The 15493-nt window shown below is 70.2% G+C and carries 16 protein-coding genes; 14 read left to right on the plus strand and 2 right to left on the minus strand.

What is annotated here, in order from left to right; translation table 11 throughout:
- Positions 1 to 63 precede the first annotated feature (63 nt).
- The 13 genes from JTJ31_RS13600 (at position 64) to JTJ31_RS13660 (ending at position 11958) form a co-directional block, all read left to right on the plus strand.
- On the plus strand, positions 64 to 738 hold the full coding sequence (locus JTJ31_RS13600; protein ID WP_207539194.1) for a biotin/lipoate--protein ligase family protein: 675 nt from the start codon (positions 64 to 66) through the stop codon (positions 736 to 738).
- Positions 735 to 1286 (plus strand): DUF6505 family protein, encoded by a 552-nt coding sequence (locus tag JTJ31_RS13605; protein ID WP_207539195.1) that lies wholly within the window; start codon positions 735 to 737, stop codon positions 1284 to 1286. Before JTJ31_RS13600 ends, JTJ31_RS13605 begins: the two co-directional genes overlap by 4 nt.
- The gene (locus JTJ31_RS13610) at positions 1283 to 2311 is read left to right on the plus strand and encodes a DUF6352 family protein (RefSeq protein ID WP_207539196.1); all 1029 of its coding nucleotides are present in this window, start codon (positions 1283 to 1285) and stop codon (positions 2309 to 2311) included. Before JTJ31_RS13605 ends, JTJ31_RS13610 begins: the two co-directional genes overlap by 4 nt.
- A complete protein-coding gene (locus JTJ31_RS13615; RefSeq protein ID WP_207539197.1) occupies positions 2308 to 2805 on the plus strand; it encodes a DUF3305 domain-containing protein in 498 nt (165 codons plus the stop codon). The genes JTJ31_RS13610 and JTJ31_RS13615 overlap by 4 nt, the downstream gene beginning before the upstream one ends.
- On the plus strand, positions 2802 to 3470 hold the full coding sequence (locus tag JTJ31_RS13620; protein WP_207539198.1) for a DUF3306 domain-containing protein: 669 nt from the start codon (positions 2802 to 2804) through the stop codon (positions 3468 to 3470). The genes JTJ31_RS13615 and JTJ31_RS13620 overlap by 4 nt, the downstream gene beginning before the upstream one ends.
- Positions 3471 to 3653: 183 nt before the next feature.
- A complete protein-coding gene (locus JTJ31_RS25205) occupies positions 3654 to 4421 on the plus strand; it encodes a molecular chaperone TorD family protein (RefSeq protein WP_207539199.1) in 768 nt (255 codons plus the stop codon).
- A 21-nt stretch (positions 4422 to 4442) separates the two neighbouring features.
- Positions 4443 to 4679 carry a twin-arginine translocation signal domain-containing protein gene (locus tag JTJ31_RS13630; protein WP_207539200.1) on the plus strand — a complete coding sequence of 79 codons (237 nt, stop codon included), beginning with the start codon at positions 4443 to 4445 and terminating at the stop codon, positions 4677 to 4679.
- Between the two features lie 12 nt (positions 4680 to 4691).
- Positions 4692 to 7643 (plus strand): formate dehydrogenase subunit alpha, encoded by a 2952-nt coding sequence (locus tag JTJ31_RS13635; RefSeq protein ID WP_207539201.1) that lies wholly within the window; start codon positions 4692 to 4694, stop codon positions 7641 to 7643.
- Between the two features lie 12 nt (positions 7644 to 7655).
- Positions 7656 to 8252: a formate dehydrogenase FDH3 subunit beta gene (gene fdh3B / locus JTJ31_RS13640; RefSeq protein WP_207539202.1), complete on the plus strand. Its 597-nt coding sequence runs from the start codon at positions 7656 to 7658 to the stop codon at positions 8250 to 8252.
- Positions 8252 to 9454 (plus strand): formate dehydrogenase subunit gamma, encoded by a 1203-nt coding sequence (locus tag JTJ31_RS13645; protein WP_207539203.1) that lies wholly within the window; start codon positions 8252 to 8254, stop codon positions 9452 to 9454. The genes fdh3B and JTJ31_RS13645 overlap by 1 nt, the downstream gene beginning before the upstream one ends.
- On the plus strand, positions 9455 to 9952 hold the full coding sequence (gene mobB / locus JTJ31_RS13650) for a molybdopterin-guanine dinucleotide biosynthesis protein B (RefSeq protein WP_207539204.1): 498 nt from the start codon (positions 9455 to 9457) through the stop codon (positions 9950 to 9952).
- A gap of 3 nt (positions 9953 to 9955) precedes the next feature.
- Positions 9956 to 11203 carry a molybdopterin molybdotransferase MoeA gene (locus JTJ31_RS13655; RefSeq protein ID WP_207539205.1) on the plus strand — a complete coding sequence of 416 codons (1248 nt, stop codon included), beginning with the start codon at positions 9956 to 9958 and terminating at the stop codon, positions 11201 to 11203.
- Positions 11204 to 11220: 17 nt separating this feature from the next.
- A complete protein-coding gene (locus JTJ31_RS13660; protein WP_207539206.1) occupies positions 11221 to 11958 on the plus strand; it encodes an enoyl-CoA hydratase-related protein in 738 nt (245 codons plus the stop codon).
- On the opposite strand, the gene JTJ31_RS13665 is transcribed toward JTJ31_RS13660, so the two are convergent.
- Entirely contained in the window at positions 11942 to 12922 is a 981-nt protein-coding gene (locus JTJ31_RS13665; RefSeq protein ID WP_207539207.1) for an NADPH:quinone oxidoreductase family protein, read from the minus strand. The two genes, JTJ31_RS13660 and JTJ31_RS13665, sit on opposite strands and share 17 nt — an antisense overlap.
- Positions 12919 to 13869, minus strand: coding sequence for a Bug family tripartite tricarboxylate transporter substrate binding protein (locus tag JTJ31_RS13670; RefSeq protein ID WP_207539208.1), 951 nt, complete (start codon positions 13867 to 13869; stop codon positions 12919 to 12921). The genes JTJ31_RS13665 and JTJ31_RS13670 overlap by 4 nt, the downstream gene beginning before the upstream one ends.
- 61 nt (positions 13870 to 13930) lie before the next feature.
- On the opposite strand from JTJ31_RS13670, the gene JTJ31_RS13675 reads away from it, so the two are divergent.
- On the plus strand, positions 13931 to 15049 hold the full coding sequence (locus tag JTJ31_RS13675) for a CaiB/BaiF CoA transferase family protein (protein WP_207539209.1): 1119 nt from the start codon (positions 13931 to 13933) through the stop codon (positions 15047 to 15049).
- The last annotated feature ends 444 nt before the right edge of the window (positions 15050 to 15493 follow it).

Below are 15493 nucleotides of genomic sequence, written 5' to 3' on the forward strand. Positions count from 1 at the left end.
TTCCCGGCGGGCTTGCGGGCGCTTATATCCCCCCGCGTCACTCGGGATAGATGGGGATTTCCGTTGCAGGTCGAAGGGCTTCCGCCGCTGCCCAGCGTGTTTTCGCCTTTCCGGCTACGCGAGGGCGCCGATGCGGTCGCGCGCGCCGTCGAGCTTGCTCCGGCCCATGGCGCGGGGACGCTGTGCTGGGTCGGCTCGCCCCAGCGGGCGGAGGCGGCGGTGGTGCTGGAGCCGGACCGCCCGCTCGGCCCCGCGCGCATCGCCTTCCTGGCCGGGTGCAACGCCCTGGCCGATGCGGTCTGCGCCATCGCCCCGCCCGAGCTGCCGGTGCGCTGGCGCTGGCCGGGCACGCTGACCGTGAATGATGGCGTGGTGGGCGGGATGCGCATGGCGCTGCCGCCCGATGCGGCGGAGGGCGAGATCCCTGCTTGGCTCGTGCTCGGCTTCGAGCTGCGGCTGCGCTGGTCCGCCAGCGTCATCCCCGGCGAGCGCCCGGACGAGACCTCCTTCTTCGAGGAGGGCTTCGACGAGCTGGACCCGGCGGTCGTCACTGAGCATTTCGCCCGTCACCTGATGGCCAATCTGGATGAGTGGGAGGCGCGCGGCCTTCGTCGCGTCTCCGACAAGTATCTGGCGCGGCTGGAGGACGGGCAGGGGGCGAAGCGCGGCATCGACCCGGCGACGGGCGCGCTGGTGATCGAGCGCGACGGCGAGCGCGAGACGAGGGCGCTGCCATGAGCGGCAAGCTGCTCCGCACGCTGCGTCTCGACGAGTCGGATGCGCTGGTGTTCCCCGTGGCCGCCGCGCCGGGGGAATGGGCCGTGCCCGGCGGCTTTGCCTTCTGGGACGATGCGCCGGCCTCGCTCTCCGGCAAGCGGCAGCAGGCGTTCCGCTCCGGCTTCCTCGGCCTTTCTTCCTTCGGCTGGTCCACGCTGGTGGAGGTGGCGGAATGCGGGGCGGCGGAGCGCGCAGCGGCCTTGCGCGCCCTGGCCGCCCATATCCGCGAGGCCTATGGCGCGCCGGACGACGCGGCGGCGACCGGCGCGGCGGAGGAGGAGCTGGGCTTCGCGGAATCGCTGTGCCGCGACCAGCCGGCGGGAACCGTGCTGGCCCTGCACCGCTCGCACGACAAAGGCGGGGAGCAGCGCGAGGCCTTCCGCACCCTGCACCGACGCGAGGTGCCGCACCGCGACTTCGGTGCCCTGCCCGTCTTCGCCATCGCCGAGGTGGAGGAGGAGGCGGAGGAACGCCCCGACCTCGCCGCCCTGCTGAAGGACCGGAAATGAGCCTGCTCGCGCCCGGCGATTTCTGGGTCGCCTCCGGCCATCATCTCTGCGACGTCTCGGAGGAGGGGCGGCTGCTCGCCACTCCCGATCTTTGGCGCGCCTTTCTGGCCCGGCCCGAACTCCTTCCCCCACCCGAGGCCTGCGATGCCGAGCGCGCCCTGCATGCGCGGCTGATGGAGGAGCCGGGCGCCGAAGTGGACCCCATGGGCCTCGCCGATTTGGACGCGGTGGAGAACTGGCAGGTCTTCCTGTCCTTCCGCGACCGCGTCGCCGCCGCGCCGACGCTGGAGGCGGCGTGGCTGCGCCTGTTCCGCGAGGGCGTGTCGGGGGTGCCGCCGCTTTTCCTGGGCATGCTGACCCACCTCGTTGCCCGCGCGGCGATGGAAGGGGAGGGGGATGCCTTCACTCTGCGCGCCGGGGAGTGCCTGTTCCGCACCCAGCGCGCCGCTATCACCCAGGGCGCGACCCTCCTGGCTGATGAGGAGGTGGTGGACACGCGCCATGCCCAGGGCGACCTCGGCGCGCTGGGCCGCCTGCTCACCGAGGCCGGCGTTCCGCCGCGCGAGGTGGAACTGGAGGTGCTGAGCGAGGCGCTCGCCCCCGGCTACCGTGCCCGGTCCGACGCGCATGACCTAGCGCTGGACATTGCCGAAGGACGGCCCGGGCAGCACGGCATGGCCCGGGCGCTGGAGCGCTTCATCCACCACATGCTCGGCGAGCGCGTCAAGATCCGCCCCGTGCCCGTCATCGAGGACCGCAACTGGACCTGGCATGTCGGGCTGGATGCGGAGGCGACGCGCATCAGCAACGCGCTGTGGGAGGGCAAGAAGGTGCCCCAGGCCGAGCTTGCGCGCATCCTTTGGCTCGGCGTGCTGGAATTCGAGGACGGGACGCGGGTGCTGCCGCGCGCGCAGGGGAAGCCGGTCTATCTCGCCCTGGCGATGGACGCGGCGCAGCGTGTGCGGATGAAGGCGCAGAACCTCGCCACCAACCTGCCGCTGGTCGCGGCGGCGGATGCGGCATGAGCCTGCCGCCCACCCTTTCCGTGCCCGTCGCCGTGCTGGCGGAAAGCCGGCCGGGCGTGACGATGTGGCAGGCGCGCGTCTGGCGCCCCCTGGCGGTGTTGGAGGAGGCCCCGCCCGTCCCCGCCTGGACCCGCCTGCGCGAGGAGGCGGGGCGTGAGGTGTTCTTCGCCGGCACCGCCGAGGTGACGCTGCACCGCACCGATACGCCGAACTACAAGGACAATCTGGAGGCGGCGCAGCCTTTGGTCTGGGTGCTGCTGCGCCCCGAGCCGGATGGCGAAGGCGTGATGCTGCAGGCTGTCACCGTGGACCCGGGCGAGGCGGAGATCTTCACGGAGGGGCCGCGCGACATCCTGGAATCGCTGCCCATGCCGCCGGGACTCCAATCCTTGCTGGCGGAATTCGTGCGTGAGCACCATGTCGAGCGCGTGTTCCAGAAGCGCAAGCGCGACCGGCAGGACCCGGACTCCATGGGCCGGAGGCGACCGAGATGAGCGGCTTCATCGGGCGCTGGTCGCAGCGTAAGCGCGCCGCGCTGCGCGGCGAGGAGACGCTGCCCGAGGCCGAGGCGCCACCTGCGCCGCCGGTGCAGGCGGAGCCGCCCGCCTTCATTCCACCCGCGGCGGAGACCGCCCCCGAGGCGCCGGCCACCACGCCCGAACCGGAGGTGGAGAACGAGGAGGAGTTTGACCTCGCCAGCCTGCCGCCGCTGGACACGCTGCATGCGGGCTCGGACTTCACGGGGTTTCTCCGCAAGGGCGTGCCGCTGGCACTGCGCCACGCGGCGCTGCGCAAGGCCTGGGTGGCGGACCCGCTGATCCGCGACTACCGCTCGCCGCTGGATTACGGCTGGGACTTCAACACCCCGGGCGGCCTGCCCGCCGGCTTCTCCGACACGCTGGGCGAGACGGCGGAGAAGGTGAAGGAGTTGCTGCGCCGCGCCATCGGCGAGCCGGAGCCCGAGGCGGAGAAGCCCGAGGGCATCGCTGCGGAGGAGCAAGCCACAGCCGAAGCCGAGCTGCCAGCCCCGGTCGAGGAGGCCGCACCCGAACCGGAACCGGCCCCGCTGATCGCCGAGGCGCCGCCTGTAATCCTGCCGGAGGCGGGGGAAGAAGACGCGACGCCCCGTCGGCGGCATGGGGGAGCGCTTCCGGCCTAGCCCGAATGGTGATTTTGAGAATTACTCGCAATCTCAAGTAAACGGAAAAAGGACGAAACAAGTCCTCTATAAACGCCTGTTGCGGCGCAATAATTCGGCTGTTGAAGGCGCCCCTTGCGTCATGGTTTGCTTGACCTTGTGCAGAATTTCTGCACAACTGATCGGATGGGTCGGGAATTGCCTGTGGACGGTCTAGAGGCCGCCATCACGGCCGCCGGAGGGATGGAATCCTTCCAGGCGAAGCTTGGAATCGCGCGTCGCACCGTCTTCCTGTGGAAGCAATCCGGCATCCCGGCCGAGCGCGTGCCCGAGGTGGAGGCCGCGACCGGCATCCCCCGCCAGCGCCTGCGTCCCGACCTTTGGCCCGAAGCCGCTTCCCCCGTCGCCGCGCCCGACCCGCTGCGCGAAGGCCGGGCAAATCTCTACGCGCTGCTGGGCCACCTCCTCGCCGTCGCGCCGGATTCCGCCATGCTGCGGCGGCTTTCCGCCCTGCCGGGGGACGACACGCCGGTGGGTGCTGCCCTCGGCGCCCTGGCGGAAGCGGCGCGCGCCGCCGACCCGATCTCGGCCGGGCGCGAATACCACGACCTGTTCGTCGGGCTGGGGCGTGGCGAGCTGCTGCCCTTCGCTTCCTACTACCTGACCGGCTTCCTGCATGAACGGCCTCTGGCCGAGCTGCGCGGCGACCTCGCCCGGCTCGGCATCCGGCGCGCCGTCGCGGTGCCGGAGCCGGAGGACCACATCGCCTTCGAGTGCGAGGCGATGGCCGGATTGCTGCGCGGCGCGCCCGAGGAGGCGGATGCCTTCTTCGCCCGCCACCTTCGCCCCTGGGCGATGCGCTTCTTCGCCGACCTGGAGCTGGCCGAGGCCGCGGTGTTCTACCGCGCCGTCGGCCGCCTGGGCCGTGCCCTGATGGATGTGGAACTGGCCGCGGCGGAGCTGGCGGCCTGAATGAGTGGAAAGGGTGAGGCCATGCCGAACGACCAACAAGACGCGAGCCGGCGTCGCGGCTTCCTGAAGACGCTGGGCCTCGGCACGGCTGCCGCCGCGGCGTCGACCACCCCGGCCCTGGCCGCGAACCCGCGCGCCGACGCCGTTCCCGCGCGTGACGCCCGCAAGGAAAGCCAGGAGAACCGCCGCGCCGCGCGCTTCCAGGCCAATTCGCCGCATGTGCAGGCCTTCATCCGCACCAACCGCTACGAGTACTGAGGAAACGCCCCCATGCTCATCAAGCGCACCGATGGCCGCGCCTCCCGCCAGCGCCTCGCCTCGGCCTATCAGGGCCTGTCCTCGGGCGGGCTGGACCGCCGCGCCTTCCTGAAGAATGCCGGGCTTGCCGGCGCGGGTGTGGCGGCGCTGGCCGGCATCGCGCCGCGCATGGCCGATGCCCAGGCGATCCGCGTCGGCGCCGCCGCCGGGGTGATCGACCACGGCGCGCCGGTGCAGCGCATCAAGAACGTCTGCACCCATTGCTCCGTCGGCTGCACCGTGACGGCCGAGGTGCAGAATGGCGTCTGGGTCGGGCAGGAGCCGACCTGGGAGTCGCCGATCAACCGCGGCACGCATTGCGCCAAGGGCGCCTCGGTGCGTGAGCTGGTGCATGGCGACCGCCGCCTGAAATACCCGATGAAGCTGGTGAACGGCCAGTGGCAGCGCCTTTCCTGGGACGTCGCGATGCGCGAGGTCGCGGAGAAGATGATCGAGATCCGGCGCCGCTCCGGCCCGGACTCCGTGTTCCTGCTCGGCTCCGCCAAGTTCTCCAACGAGGGGGCCTACCTGTATCGCAAGTTCGCGGCCTTCTGGGGCACGAACTCCGTGGACCACCAGGCGCGCATTTGCCACTCGACTACCGTGGCGGGCGTCGCGAACACCTGGGGCTACGGCGCGCAGACCAACTCCTACAACGACATCCGCAATTCCAAGACCATGATCGTCATGGGCGGGAATCCCGCGGAGGCGCATCCGATTGCCATGCAGCACGTGCTGGCCGGCAAGGAGATCAACCGCGCCAACTTCATCGTCATCGACCCGCGCTACAGCCGCACAGCCGCTCACTCGACCGAGTACATCCGCATTCGCCCAGGCACGGACATCCCCGTCGTCTGGGGCATGCTGTGGCATATCCTGGAGAATGGCTGGGAGGACAAGGAGTTCATCCGCCAGCGCGTTTACGGCATGGAGGAGGTGCGCGCCGAGGTCGCGAAGTGGCACCCGGCCGAGGTGGAGCGCGTCACCGGCGTCCCCGGTGAGCAGCTGAAGCGCGTGGCGCAGATGTTCGCCACCCAGAAGCCCGCGACGCTGATCTGGTGCATGGGTGCGACGCAGAAGACGGTCGGCACGGCCAATGTGCGCGCCTACTGCATCCTGCTGCTGGCCACTGGCAATGTCGGCGCGCCCGGCACGGGCGCCAACATCTTCCGTGGCCACTGCAACGTGCAGGGCGCCTCCGATTTCGGCCTCGATGTCGCGACGCTGCCGGCCTATTACGGCATCGACGAGGCGGCGTGGCGCCACTGGTCCCGCGTGTGGGACGTGTCCTTCGAGAGCATGCGTGCGCGCTTCGACACGCCCGCGATGATGAACACGCCGGGCATCCCGACCACGCGCTACTTCGACGGCATCCTGCTGCCGCGCGACCAGGTGCAGCAGCGCGACAACATCAAGGGCATGGTCGTGTTCGGCCATGGCGGCAACACCGTCACCCGCATGCCCGAGGCGGTGAAGGGCCTCGACGCGCTGGACCTGCTGGTCATCGCCGACCCGCATCCGACGACCCTCGCGGTGATGGGCAACCGGCGGGAGAACACCTACCTCCTGCCCATCTGCACGCAGTTCGAGACCAATGGCTCGCGCACCTGCTCCAACCGCTCGGTGCAGTGGGGCAGCAAGATCGTGGATCCGATCTTCGAGAGCCGCTCGGACTACCGGGTGATGTTCGACCTCTCCAAGGAGCTGGACGGCGCGGCGGAGCGCGCGGGCATGACCATCCGCTTCGCCCAGGACATCTTCAAGCCGTACGAGATCGTGAATGGCGAGCCGACGGCCGAGAGCATCCTGAAGGAGATCAACCGCGGCGCCTGGGGCACGGGCTACACGGGCATCAGCCCGGAGCGGCTGAAGGCCCACATGGCCAACCAGGACAAGTTCGACCTGGTGACGCTGCGCGCGAAGGACGATGCGCCGGAGAGCATCCGCGGCGACTATTACGGCCTGCCCTGGCCCTGCTGGGGCACGCCGGAGATGCGCCACCCCGGCTCGCACATCCTCTACAACACCAACTTGCACGTGAAGGAGGGAGGCGGCGCCTTCCGCGCCCGCTTCGGCGTGGAGCGCAACGGACAGACCCTGCTGGCCGAGGGCTCCTACTCCCGCGGCTCGGAGATCCAGGACGGGTATCCGGAGTTCACGGTCGCCGTGCTCAAGCGCCTCGGCTGGTATGACGAGCTGACGGCGGAGGAGAAGGCGGTGATCGCCCGCGTGGGCGAGGGCAACGAGGACCGCGTGTCCTGGATGACCGACCTGTCGGGTGGCATCATCCGCGTGGCGATGGAGCACGGCTGCTCGCCCTGCGGCAACGGCAAGGCGCGCGCCAATGCCTGGAACCTGCCCGACCCGGTGCCGGTGCACCGCGAGCCGATCTACACGCCGCGCACCGACCTGCTGGCGCAGTACCCGACCCTGCCGGACCGCCGGGCCTTCCGCCTGCCGCATCTGGGCCAGTCGGTGCAGGCGCGCTCCAACACGGTGGCGCGCGACTTCCCGATCGTGCTCACCTCCGGCCGCCTCGTCGAGTACGAGGGCGGCGGCGAGGAGACGCGCTCCAACAAGTGGCTGGCCGAGATCCAGCAGGACATGTTCGTCGAGATCCATCCGGAGGACGCCGCCGCGCGCTCCATCCGCGACGGGCAGTTCGTCTGGGTAATGGGCCCTGAGAACAATGCGCGCGCCCGGGTGAAGGCCCTGGTGACGGAGCGCGTGGGCAAGGGCGTGGCCTTCATGCCCTTCCACTTCGGTGGCTGGTTCCAGGGTGAGGATCTGCGCTCCAAGTACCCGCAGGGTGCCGACCCAATCGTGCTCGGCGAGAGCGCGAACACCGTCACGACCTATGGCTATGACCCGGTGACCTACATGCAGGAAACCAAGGTCACGCTCTGTCAGATCCGCGCGGCTTAAGGAGAGACCATCATGGCCCGCATGAAGTTCCTGTGCGACGCGGACCGCTGCATCGAGTGCAACGCCTGCGTCACCGCCTGCAAGAACGAGCACGAGGTGCCCTGGGGCATCAACCGCCGGCGCGTCGTCACCATCAATGACGGCAAGCCGGGCGAGCGCTCCATCTCCATGGCGTGCATGCACTGCACCGACGCGCCCTGCGCGGCGGTGTGCCCGACCAACTGCTTCTATTTCACGGCCGACCACCTCGTCCTTCACGACAAGGACACCTGCATCGGCTGCGGCTACTGCTTCTACGCCTGCCCCTTCGGCGCGCCACAATATCCGCGCGTCGGGAACTTTGGCGGCCGCGGCAAGATGGACAAGTGCACCTACTGCGCCGGCGGCCCGCAGCAGGACAACAGCCCGGTGGAGTACATCCAGTACGGCTCCAACCGCATCGCCGAGGGCAAGCTGCCGCTTTGCGCGGAGATGTGCTCCACCAAGGCCCTGCTGGCCGGCGATGGCGAGATCATCGCCCAGATCTATCGCGAGCGCGTGCAGCGCCGCGGCTATGGCTCGGGCGCCTGGGGATGGCGCACCGCCTATCGCGAGACGGTGAACGTTTGATGCGCGGAATTTCCTCCCTCCTCCTTGCGGCGCTGCTTCTCGCGGCGCCGGTGGCGGCGCAGACCGTCGCGCCATCGCCGGCCATGCCGACCGAGCGCCCGCATCCCGGCGCCTCGGACGTGCAGAGCGCCGCGCCGGGTGTCGGCGAGAGCCGCGGCGACGGTCAGCCCGCGCGCCAGAATCCGGAGACCGCCGACCCGCAGCGCCCGACGGGCACTGCGCCGGGCCCCGTGCCGCAGCAAGCGGCACCGACCCCGACGGCGCCCATCCCCGCGCCCCCGCCCATGACCGCGCGTGGTCCCTCGGCCGATGAGCTGGAACTGCAGCGCACCCTGCAGGGCGGCCGCATCGAGGGCCGCGTCACCATCCCGAACCAGGCGGCCGGCGTGCTGGTGCAGCCCGAAGGGCGGTCCTGGCGCCAGTTCCACAACGTCACCCTCAACTGGGTGGGCGGCATCGCGGTCGGCGGGATGCTGCTGATCCTCGTTGCCTTCTTTCTTGTGCGCGGGCGCATGGTGATGACCGAGGGACGTTCGGGCCGCACCATCCAGCGCTTCAACGCGCTGGAGCGGGCGAACCACTGGATGGTCGCCTCCTCCTTCATCGTGCTCGGCCTGTCGGGGCTGAACATCACCTTCGGCCGCTACCTGCTGCTGCCGCTCATCGGGCCGGAGGCGTTCTACATCCTCGCCCAGTACGGCAAGATCGCGCACAATTTCCTGGCCTTCCCCTTCACCCTGGGCCTCATCGTGATGCTGCTGCTCTGGGTGCGGGACAACATCCCCGACCGGACCGACATCGAGTGGGTTAAGTCCTTCGGTGGGTTGTTCGGCGGCGCCCATCCCCGGGCGGGGCGGTTCAACGCCGGCCAGAAGGTGGTGTTCTGGATCACGGTGCTGGGCGGCGGCCTCGTCGCGGCCTCGGGCTACTTCCTGATCTTCCCCTTCTGGGGTCCGCTCGACGTCAACGACATGCAGCTGGCGCACATCGTCCACAGCGTGCTGTCGGTGCTGATGGTCGCGGCGATGCTCGCGCATATCTACATCGGCTCCATCGGCATGGAGGGCGCCTATGACGCCATGGGCTCCGGCCAAGTGGACCTGAACTGGGCGCGCGAGCATCACAGCCTCTGGGTCGAGGATGAGATGGCCAAGGCCCGGCAGGTCGTGGCCCCCGCCGGGGCCCGCCCCGCGGGAGACTGAATGCGGCTGATCGGGCTTGCCGGCTGGAGCGGAGCCGGCAAGACCACCCTCCTGAAGCGTGTGATCCCCTGCCTGACCGGGCAGGGGATTTCCGTTTCAACGCTCAAGCACGCCCATCACGACTTCGACCTGGACCAGCCGGGCAAGGATTCGCACACCCATCGCGAGGCGGGGGCGCATCAGGTCCTCGTCGCCTCGGCCCGGCGCTGGGCGCTGATGACCGAGCTGCGCGGCGCGCCCGAGCCGCCCTTGGCGGAGTTGCTGCGACGACTGGACAAGGTGGACCTCGTGATCGTCGAGGGGTTCAAGCGCGACACCCACCCGAAGATCGAGGTGCACCGTGCGGCCAACGGCAAGCCCTGGCTGCACCCGGACGACCCGCGCATCCTGGCCGTGGCCAGCGACGTGGTGCCGCCGCCCGGCGCGCCGCCGCATCTGCACCTCGACGAGGTCGAGGCCATCGCGGACGCCATGCTTCGCCATGCGGAGCGTTTCTGAGCCATGGCCCAGCTTTCGGATGACTGCTTCGCCTTTGGCGGCCCCCTTCTCGGCATCGAGGAGGCACAGACGCTCATCCTCCAGCGCGTCGCCCCGCTGGGCGGGGAGGAGGCGGTGCCGCTGGCGGAAGCCGCTGGACGCGTGCTGGCCCGGCCGCTCCTGGCGCGCACGCCGCTGCCGCCCTTCTTCAACTCCGCCGTGGATGGCTATGCCTTCCGCCATGCCGACCTGAACCCCGACGGCGAGACCCGCCTGCGCCTTGCCGGGCGCGTGGCGGCAGGGGAGGCGGCGTCTCCCCTCGCCCCCGGCACGGCCGCGCGCATCTTCACCGGCGCGCCCATGCCGGAGGGCGCGGACACGGTGATGATGCAGGAGGATGCGCGCACGGAGGGCGAAGCGCTGCTGCTGCCACCCGGGCTCAAGCCCGGCAGCAACGCACGCCCGGCCGGGGAGGACATCGCGCAGGGCGCCGAGGCGCTGCCCGAGGGGAGCCGGCTGCGGGCGATGGAGATCGGCCTCGCCGCCGCGCTTGGTCACGCCACGTTGCCGGTGCGGCCGAAGCTGCGCGTCGGCATCTTCTCCACGGGCGACGAGCTGGCGGAGCCGGGCGCCGCGCTCGGTCCAGCACAGACCTTCGACAGCAACCGCTTCACCCTGATGGCCCTCGCCGCGCGCCTGCCCTGCGCCGTGTCCGATCTCGGCATCCTGCCCGATGACCGCGACGCCACGGCGCGGGCGCTGCGCGACGCGGCGTCGCGGCATGACCTGCTCCTGTCCTCCGGCGGCGTTTCCACCGGAGAGGAGGACCATGTGCGCGCGGCGGTGGAAGCGGCTGGGCGGCTGGTCTTCTGGCGCCTGGCGCTGAAGCCGGGGCGCCCTGCGGCGATGGGCGTGGTGGATGGTACGCCCATGGTGGGGCTGCCGGGCAACCCGGTCGCGGCGGTGGTGACTTTCCTGCATCTCGCGCGGCCGCTAATCCTCCGGCTCGCCGGCGCACGGCCGGAAATCCTCCCCCGCTTCGCGGCCTCCTCGCGCTTCAGCTACCGCAAGAAGTCCGGTCGGCGGGAATATGTGCGGGTGGCGCTCCGTTCCGGCGAAGCCGGCCTTCAGGCGGAAAAATTCCCGCGCGAGGGGGCGGGGCTGCTGTCCTCGCTCACCCTCTCCGACGCCTTTGCCGAGTTGCAGGAGGGTGTGACGGAAGTCTCTCCCGGCGACGCATTGGCTGTGCTTCCCTTTTCCTCCCTGTTCTAGAAAAGAGAGGAAGCGCCGTGACCGTCTCCGTCACGCGGGAGGGGGCGGTCCTGACGCTGCGCCTCGACCGCCCCGAGAAGAAGAACGCTCTCACCCAGGCCATGTACCGCGCCCTGTCGGAAGGGCTGCGCACGGCGGAGGCCGATCCGGAGGTGCGGGTCGTCCTGCTGGCCGGCGGCATGGATTTCACCGCCGGCAACGACATCGCCGACTTCGCCGCCCGCAAGGAGGAAGGGCCGAGCGAGGCCTTTCACTTCCTGGAGACGCTGGTCGGCTTCGCGAAGCCAGTCGTAGCGGCGGTGCGTGGCCATGCGGTCGGCATCGGCACGACGCTTCTGCTGCATTGCGACGTGGTGGTGGCCTCCGAGGCCGCGCGGCTGATGATGCCCTTCACCAAGCTCGGGCTGGTACCGGAGGCCGGGTCCTCCATGCTGCTGGCACGGCGCGTCGGTGCGGCGCGGGCGCGCTGGTGGCTGCTTTCCGGCACCCCGATCAGCGGTCATGAGGCGGCGGAGGCCGGCCTCGTCACCCGCGCCGTGCCGGACGATGCGGTGGAGGAGGAGGCGCGTGCCGTCGCACAGCTCCTGGCCGCCCTGCCGCCTGGCTCTATGGCGGAAACCAAGCGCCTCGTCCTCGCGGCGGAGAAGGAAGCGCTGGAGACGGCGATGCGGGCCGAGCGGGAAAGCTTCGGCCGCATGCTACGCGGCGAGGAGGCGCAGGCGATCTTCCGGGAGTTCCTCAACCGTTCGGGGTGATCACCACCCGCCCGGCGGAGCGGCGCGAGGCGACCTCCTCCATCGCCTCGCGGAACTGCTCCAGCGGGTAGCGCGCATGGATCTCGGGGCGCAGCTTGCCCTCCGCCCACCAGCCGCAGAGCCGGTCCCACAGGGCGCGGGCGCGCGGGGCGTGAAGCTGGCGGTTGTCGCCCGGCGACCAGCCGACATAGGTGCCCCAGTTCAGCCCGGCGACGCCGATATTCTTCAGCAGCAGGATATTGGCCGTGACGGTCGGGATGCCGCCAGCGGCGTAGCCCACCGTCACCAGCGTGCCGCCATCGCCCAGGCAGCGCAGCGAGTCCTCGAACGTGTCGCCGCCCAGCACGTCGAGCACGCAATGCACGCCCTCCGTCGCCTCGCGAACCGCGTCGCGGAAGGGCAGGGCGCTGTCCAGCACCAAATCGGCCCCACGCTCATGCAGCATGGCGTGCTTGGCCGCGGCCGCGCGCGCGACGACGCGGCAGCCCAGGGCCTTCGCCACCTCCACCCCCGCAAGGCCGACGCCGCCCGCCGCGCCATGCACCAGCACCCAGTCGCCGGGCTGCACCTTGCCGCGCCAGATCAGCGCCGAGGCGGCGGTGGGGTAGGAGATAGGCATGGCCACCCCGGCCATCGGGTCGGGCACGCCCTTGGGGATGGGGATGCAGTGGATAGCGTCCACCACCGCCTCCTGCGCCATTGCGCCCCAATCCAGCACGGCAAAGACGCGCGTCCCCGCGGGGAGGGGGCCTTCCAGCACCGTGCCCACCGCCTCCGTGCCCGGGGTGAAGGGCAAGGGCGGCTTGCGCTGGTACTTGCCCGCGACGACCAGCTGCGAGGCGAAGGACACGCCCGCCGCCTCTACCTTCAGCCGCACCGCGCCCTCGCGCAGCGGAGGCGGCGGGATGTCGCGCAGCTCCAGCTCGTTCCAGGAGCGCCAGGAGGGACAGACCAGGGCCTTCATTCGGCGCGGATCCCCGCGTCGCGCACCAACTGGCCCCAGCGATCGGACTCGCTGCGGACGAAGCGGGCATACTCCGCCGGCTCGGACAGGATTGGGATGGCGCCCATGGCGGCGAGGCGGCCTGAAGCCTCGGGCTGCGTCATGCCCTGGGCCAGCACGTCGCGCATCCGCTTCGCCACCGCCTCGGGCAGGCGTGGCGGACCCCAGAGCCCGTACCAGGTGGCGATCTCATAGCCGGGCACGCCGGCTTCGGCGACGGTGGGCAGGTCCGGCGTTTCCGGCAGGCGCGAGGCGGTGGTGACCGCGATGGCGCGCAGCCGCCCCTCTCGCACATGCCCGGCGCTGCTGGCGAGGCTGTCGAACATCACATCCACCGTGCCGCCCAGCAGGTCGCTGAGGGCAGGGCCGGAGCCGCGATACGGCACGTGGGTGAGGTCCACCCGCGCCAGCAGCTTGAACAGTTCGCCGGCCAGATGCGGCGCACCGCCGATGGAGGAGGAGGCATAGGTGATCTGCCCCGGCCGTGCGCGTGCCGCCTCGATCAGCCCCGCGATGTCGCGAATGGGCGAAGCAGCGGGCACCACCGCCACGAGCGGCACCTTCACCAGCTCCGTCACCGGGGAGAAATCGGCCAAGGCGTCATAGGGGAGGTTCGGCTGGAGGTGCGGCACGATGACGTGAGCGGAGGCGTTCACCATGAACACCGTTCCGTCCGGCGCAGCGCGCGCCACCTCCCCCGCGCCGATGGAGCCGCTGCCGCCGGCGCGGTTGTCCACCACGGTCGGGACCGGCATGGCAGCGGCAGCGACGCGGCCGACCAGGTCGGTCGGGCCACCGGGCGGATAGGGCACGACGAAGCGAATGGGTCGCGACGGCCATTCCGCCGGCTGCGCCAAAACTGGCGTCGCCAGCGGCAGCAGCAGCGCCGCCCGTCTCGTGCTTCGCATGGTCGTCCCTTCCCATCCGGTGGTTTTGCGGCACGATACCGGCGCAGGAGGACACGCGCCAATGCCAGGACCCTATGAGGGGATTTTCGTCCTTGATGCCGCGCAGGGCATCGCCGGGCCGCATTGCGGCCAGCTTCTCGCCCAGGCGGGCGCGCGGGTGATCAAGCTGGAGCCGCCCAAGGGCGACTGGTCGCGCGGACTGACCACGCGGGCCAATACGCACAGCGTCATGCATTCCTGCTTCAACCGGGGGAAGGAGGCGGTCGTGCTCGACCTCACGGACCCGCGCGACCAGGAAAGGGCGCGCAAGCTGGCGGCCAAGGCGGATGTGCTGATCGAGGCCTTCCGCCCCGGCGTGGCACAGCGGATCGGGCTAGGGCCAGAAGCGGCGAAGCCCGACGCTGTCTGCATCTCCGTCTCCGGCTTCGGCCAGGACGGGCCGCATCGCGAGCGCCCCTGCACGGATGGCGTCGCCCAGGCCTATAGCGGCCTCGTCGCCTGCAACGTGGGCGCGGACGGCATCCCACACCGGCTGAACACCCTGCCCGTGGACGTGTTCACCGGCCTTTCCGCCTTCGCCGCCTGCCAGACGGCCCTGGCAGAGCAGGCGCGCGACCGGCGCGAGGGCAATCCGCCCCGCCGCCGCCACCTGGACGTGTCGCTGATGCAGTCGGCGGCGGCCTTGCTGGTGCTGCCCATCGCGGAATCCGGAATGCTGGGCCGCATGCCGGCCGAGCTGAACGTGCCCGCCGGCACCTACCAGGGCAGCGATGGCGCCTGGTTCATGATCGCCATGGTGCGCGAGGAGGAATGGGTGACCTTCTGCCGCGAGGCTGGTCTACCCGAACTGCCGGACGACCCGCGCTTCGTGTCCTTCGCCGAGCGTGCCCGCAACAAGCCCGCGCTGATGGAGATCCTGCGTCCGATCCTGCAGGGGCGGACGTCGGCGGAATGGGTGGCGCGTTTCCAGGCGGCGCGCCTTCTGTGCGACCGCGTCAACACGCCGCTGGACTTCCTGGCGGACCCGCATGCGCAGGCCATGCGGGTGGCTCCGGTGATGGAGCAGCCTGGATTGGGCACCATGCCCATGGCTTCCATCCCTGGCATTGGGCCGTGGACGACGCCGGCCCCCGCCTTAGGCGAGCACACGGAGGCGATCTTGCGCGAGATCGAGGCGTAAGGCGCACACTTACGATTCTCTCGTGATGGCAGGTCGTGGCCTGGGCCGTGGAAGCCTGCCCGGGAACTCGCACGACTGTTATGAGAAGCGCGGTCGCCAGCTCAACCCAAGAAAATGCCCAGCTATCATTGCGTCGGGGAAACTTACAAAATTGCATAGTTTATAAAAAGAGACTGCAGAACGAATTGATATTGCCAACAAAACCACTTTGGCATGGTTGTTGCCTTTCTCCGTCCGCAGCTCATCCGGGAGAGCGGTTGCCATTTCCCGCCTGCGACAAGGGCTGCGCGATCAGGAGGAAGAATAAATGCGTGAATATTCGACTTGGCGCCGCTGGCTTCGCTCTGGCGTGGCCCTGTCCGCACTGGCGGGGCTTGGTTTCCTCGCTCTGCCGCAGGTTGCGGAAGCGGCGCCTATCCCCGCTGGCTACGTGTGCGCTGGTGC

Source organism: Sabulicella rubraurantiaca (assembly GCF_017355885.1).
GTDB lineage: Bacteria > Pseudomonadota > Alphaproteobacteria > Acetobacterales > Acetobacteraceae > Roseococcus > Roseococcus rubraurantiacus.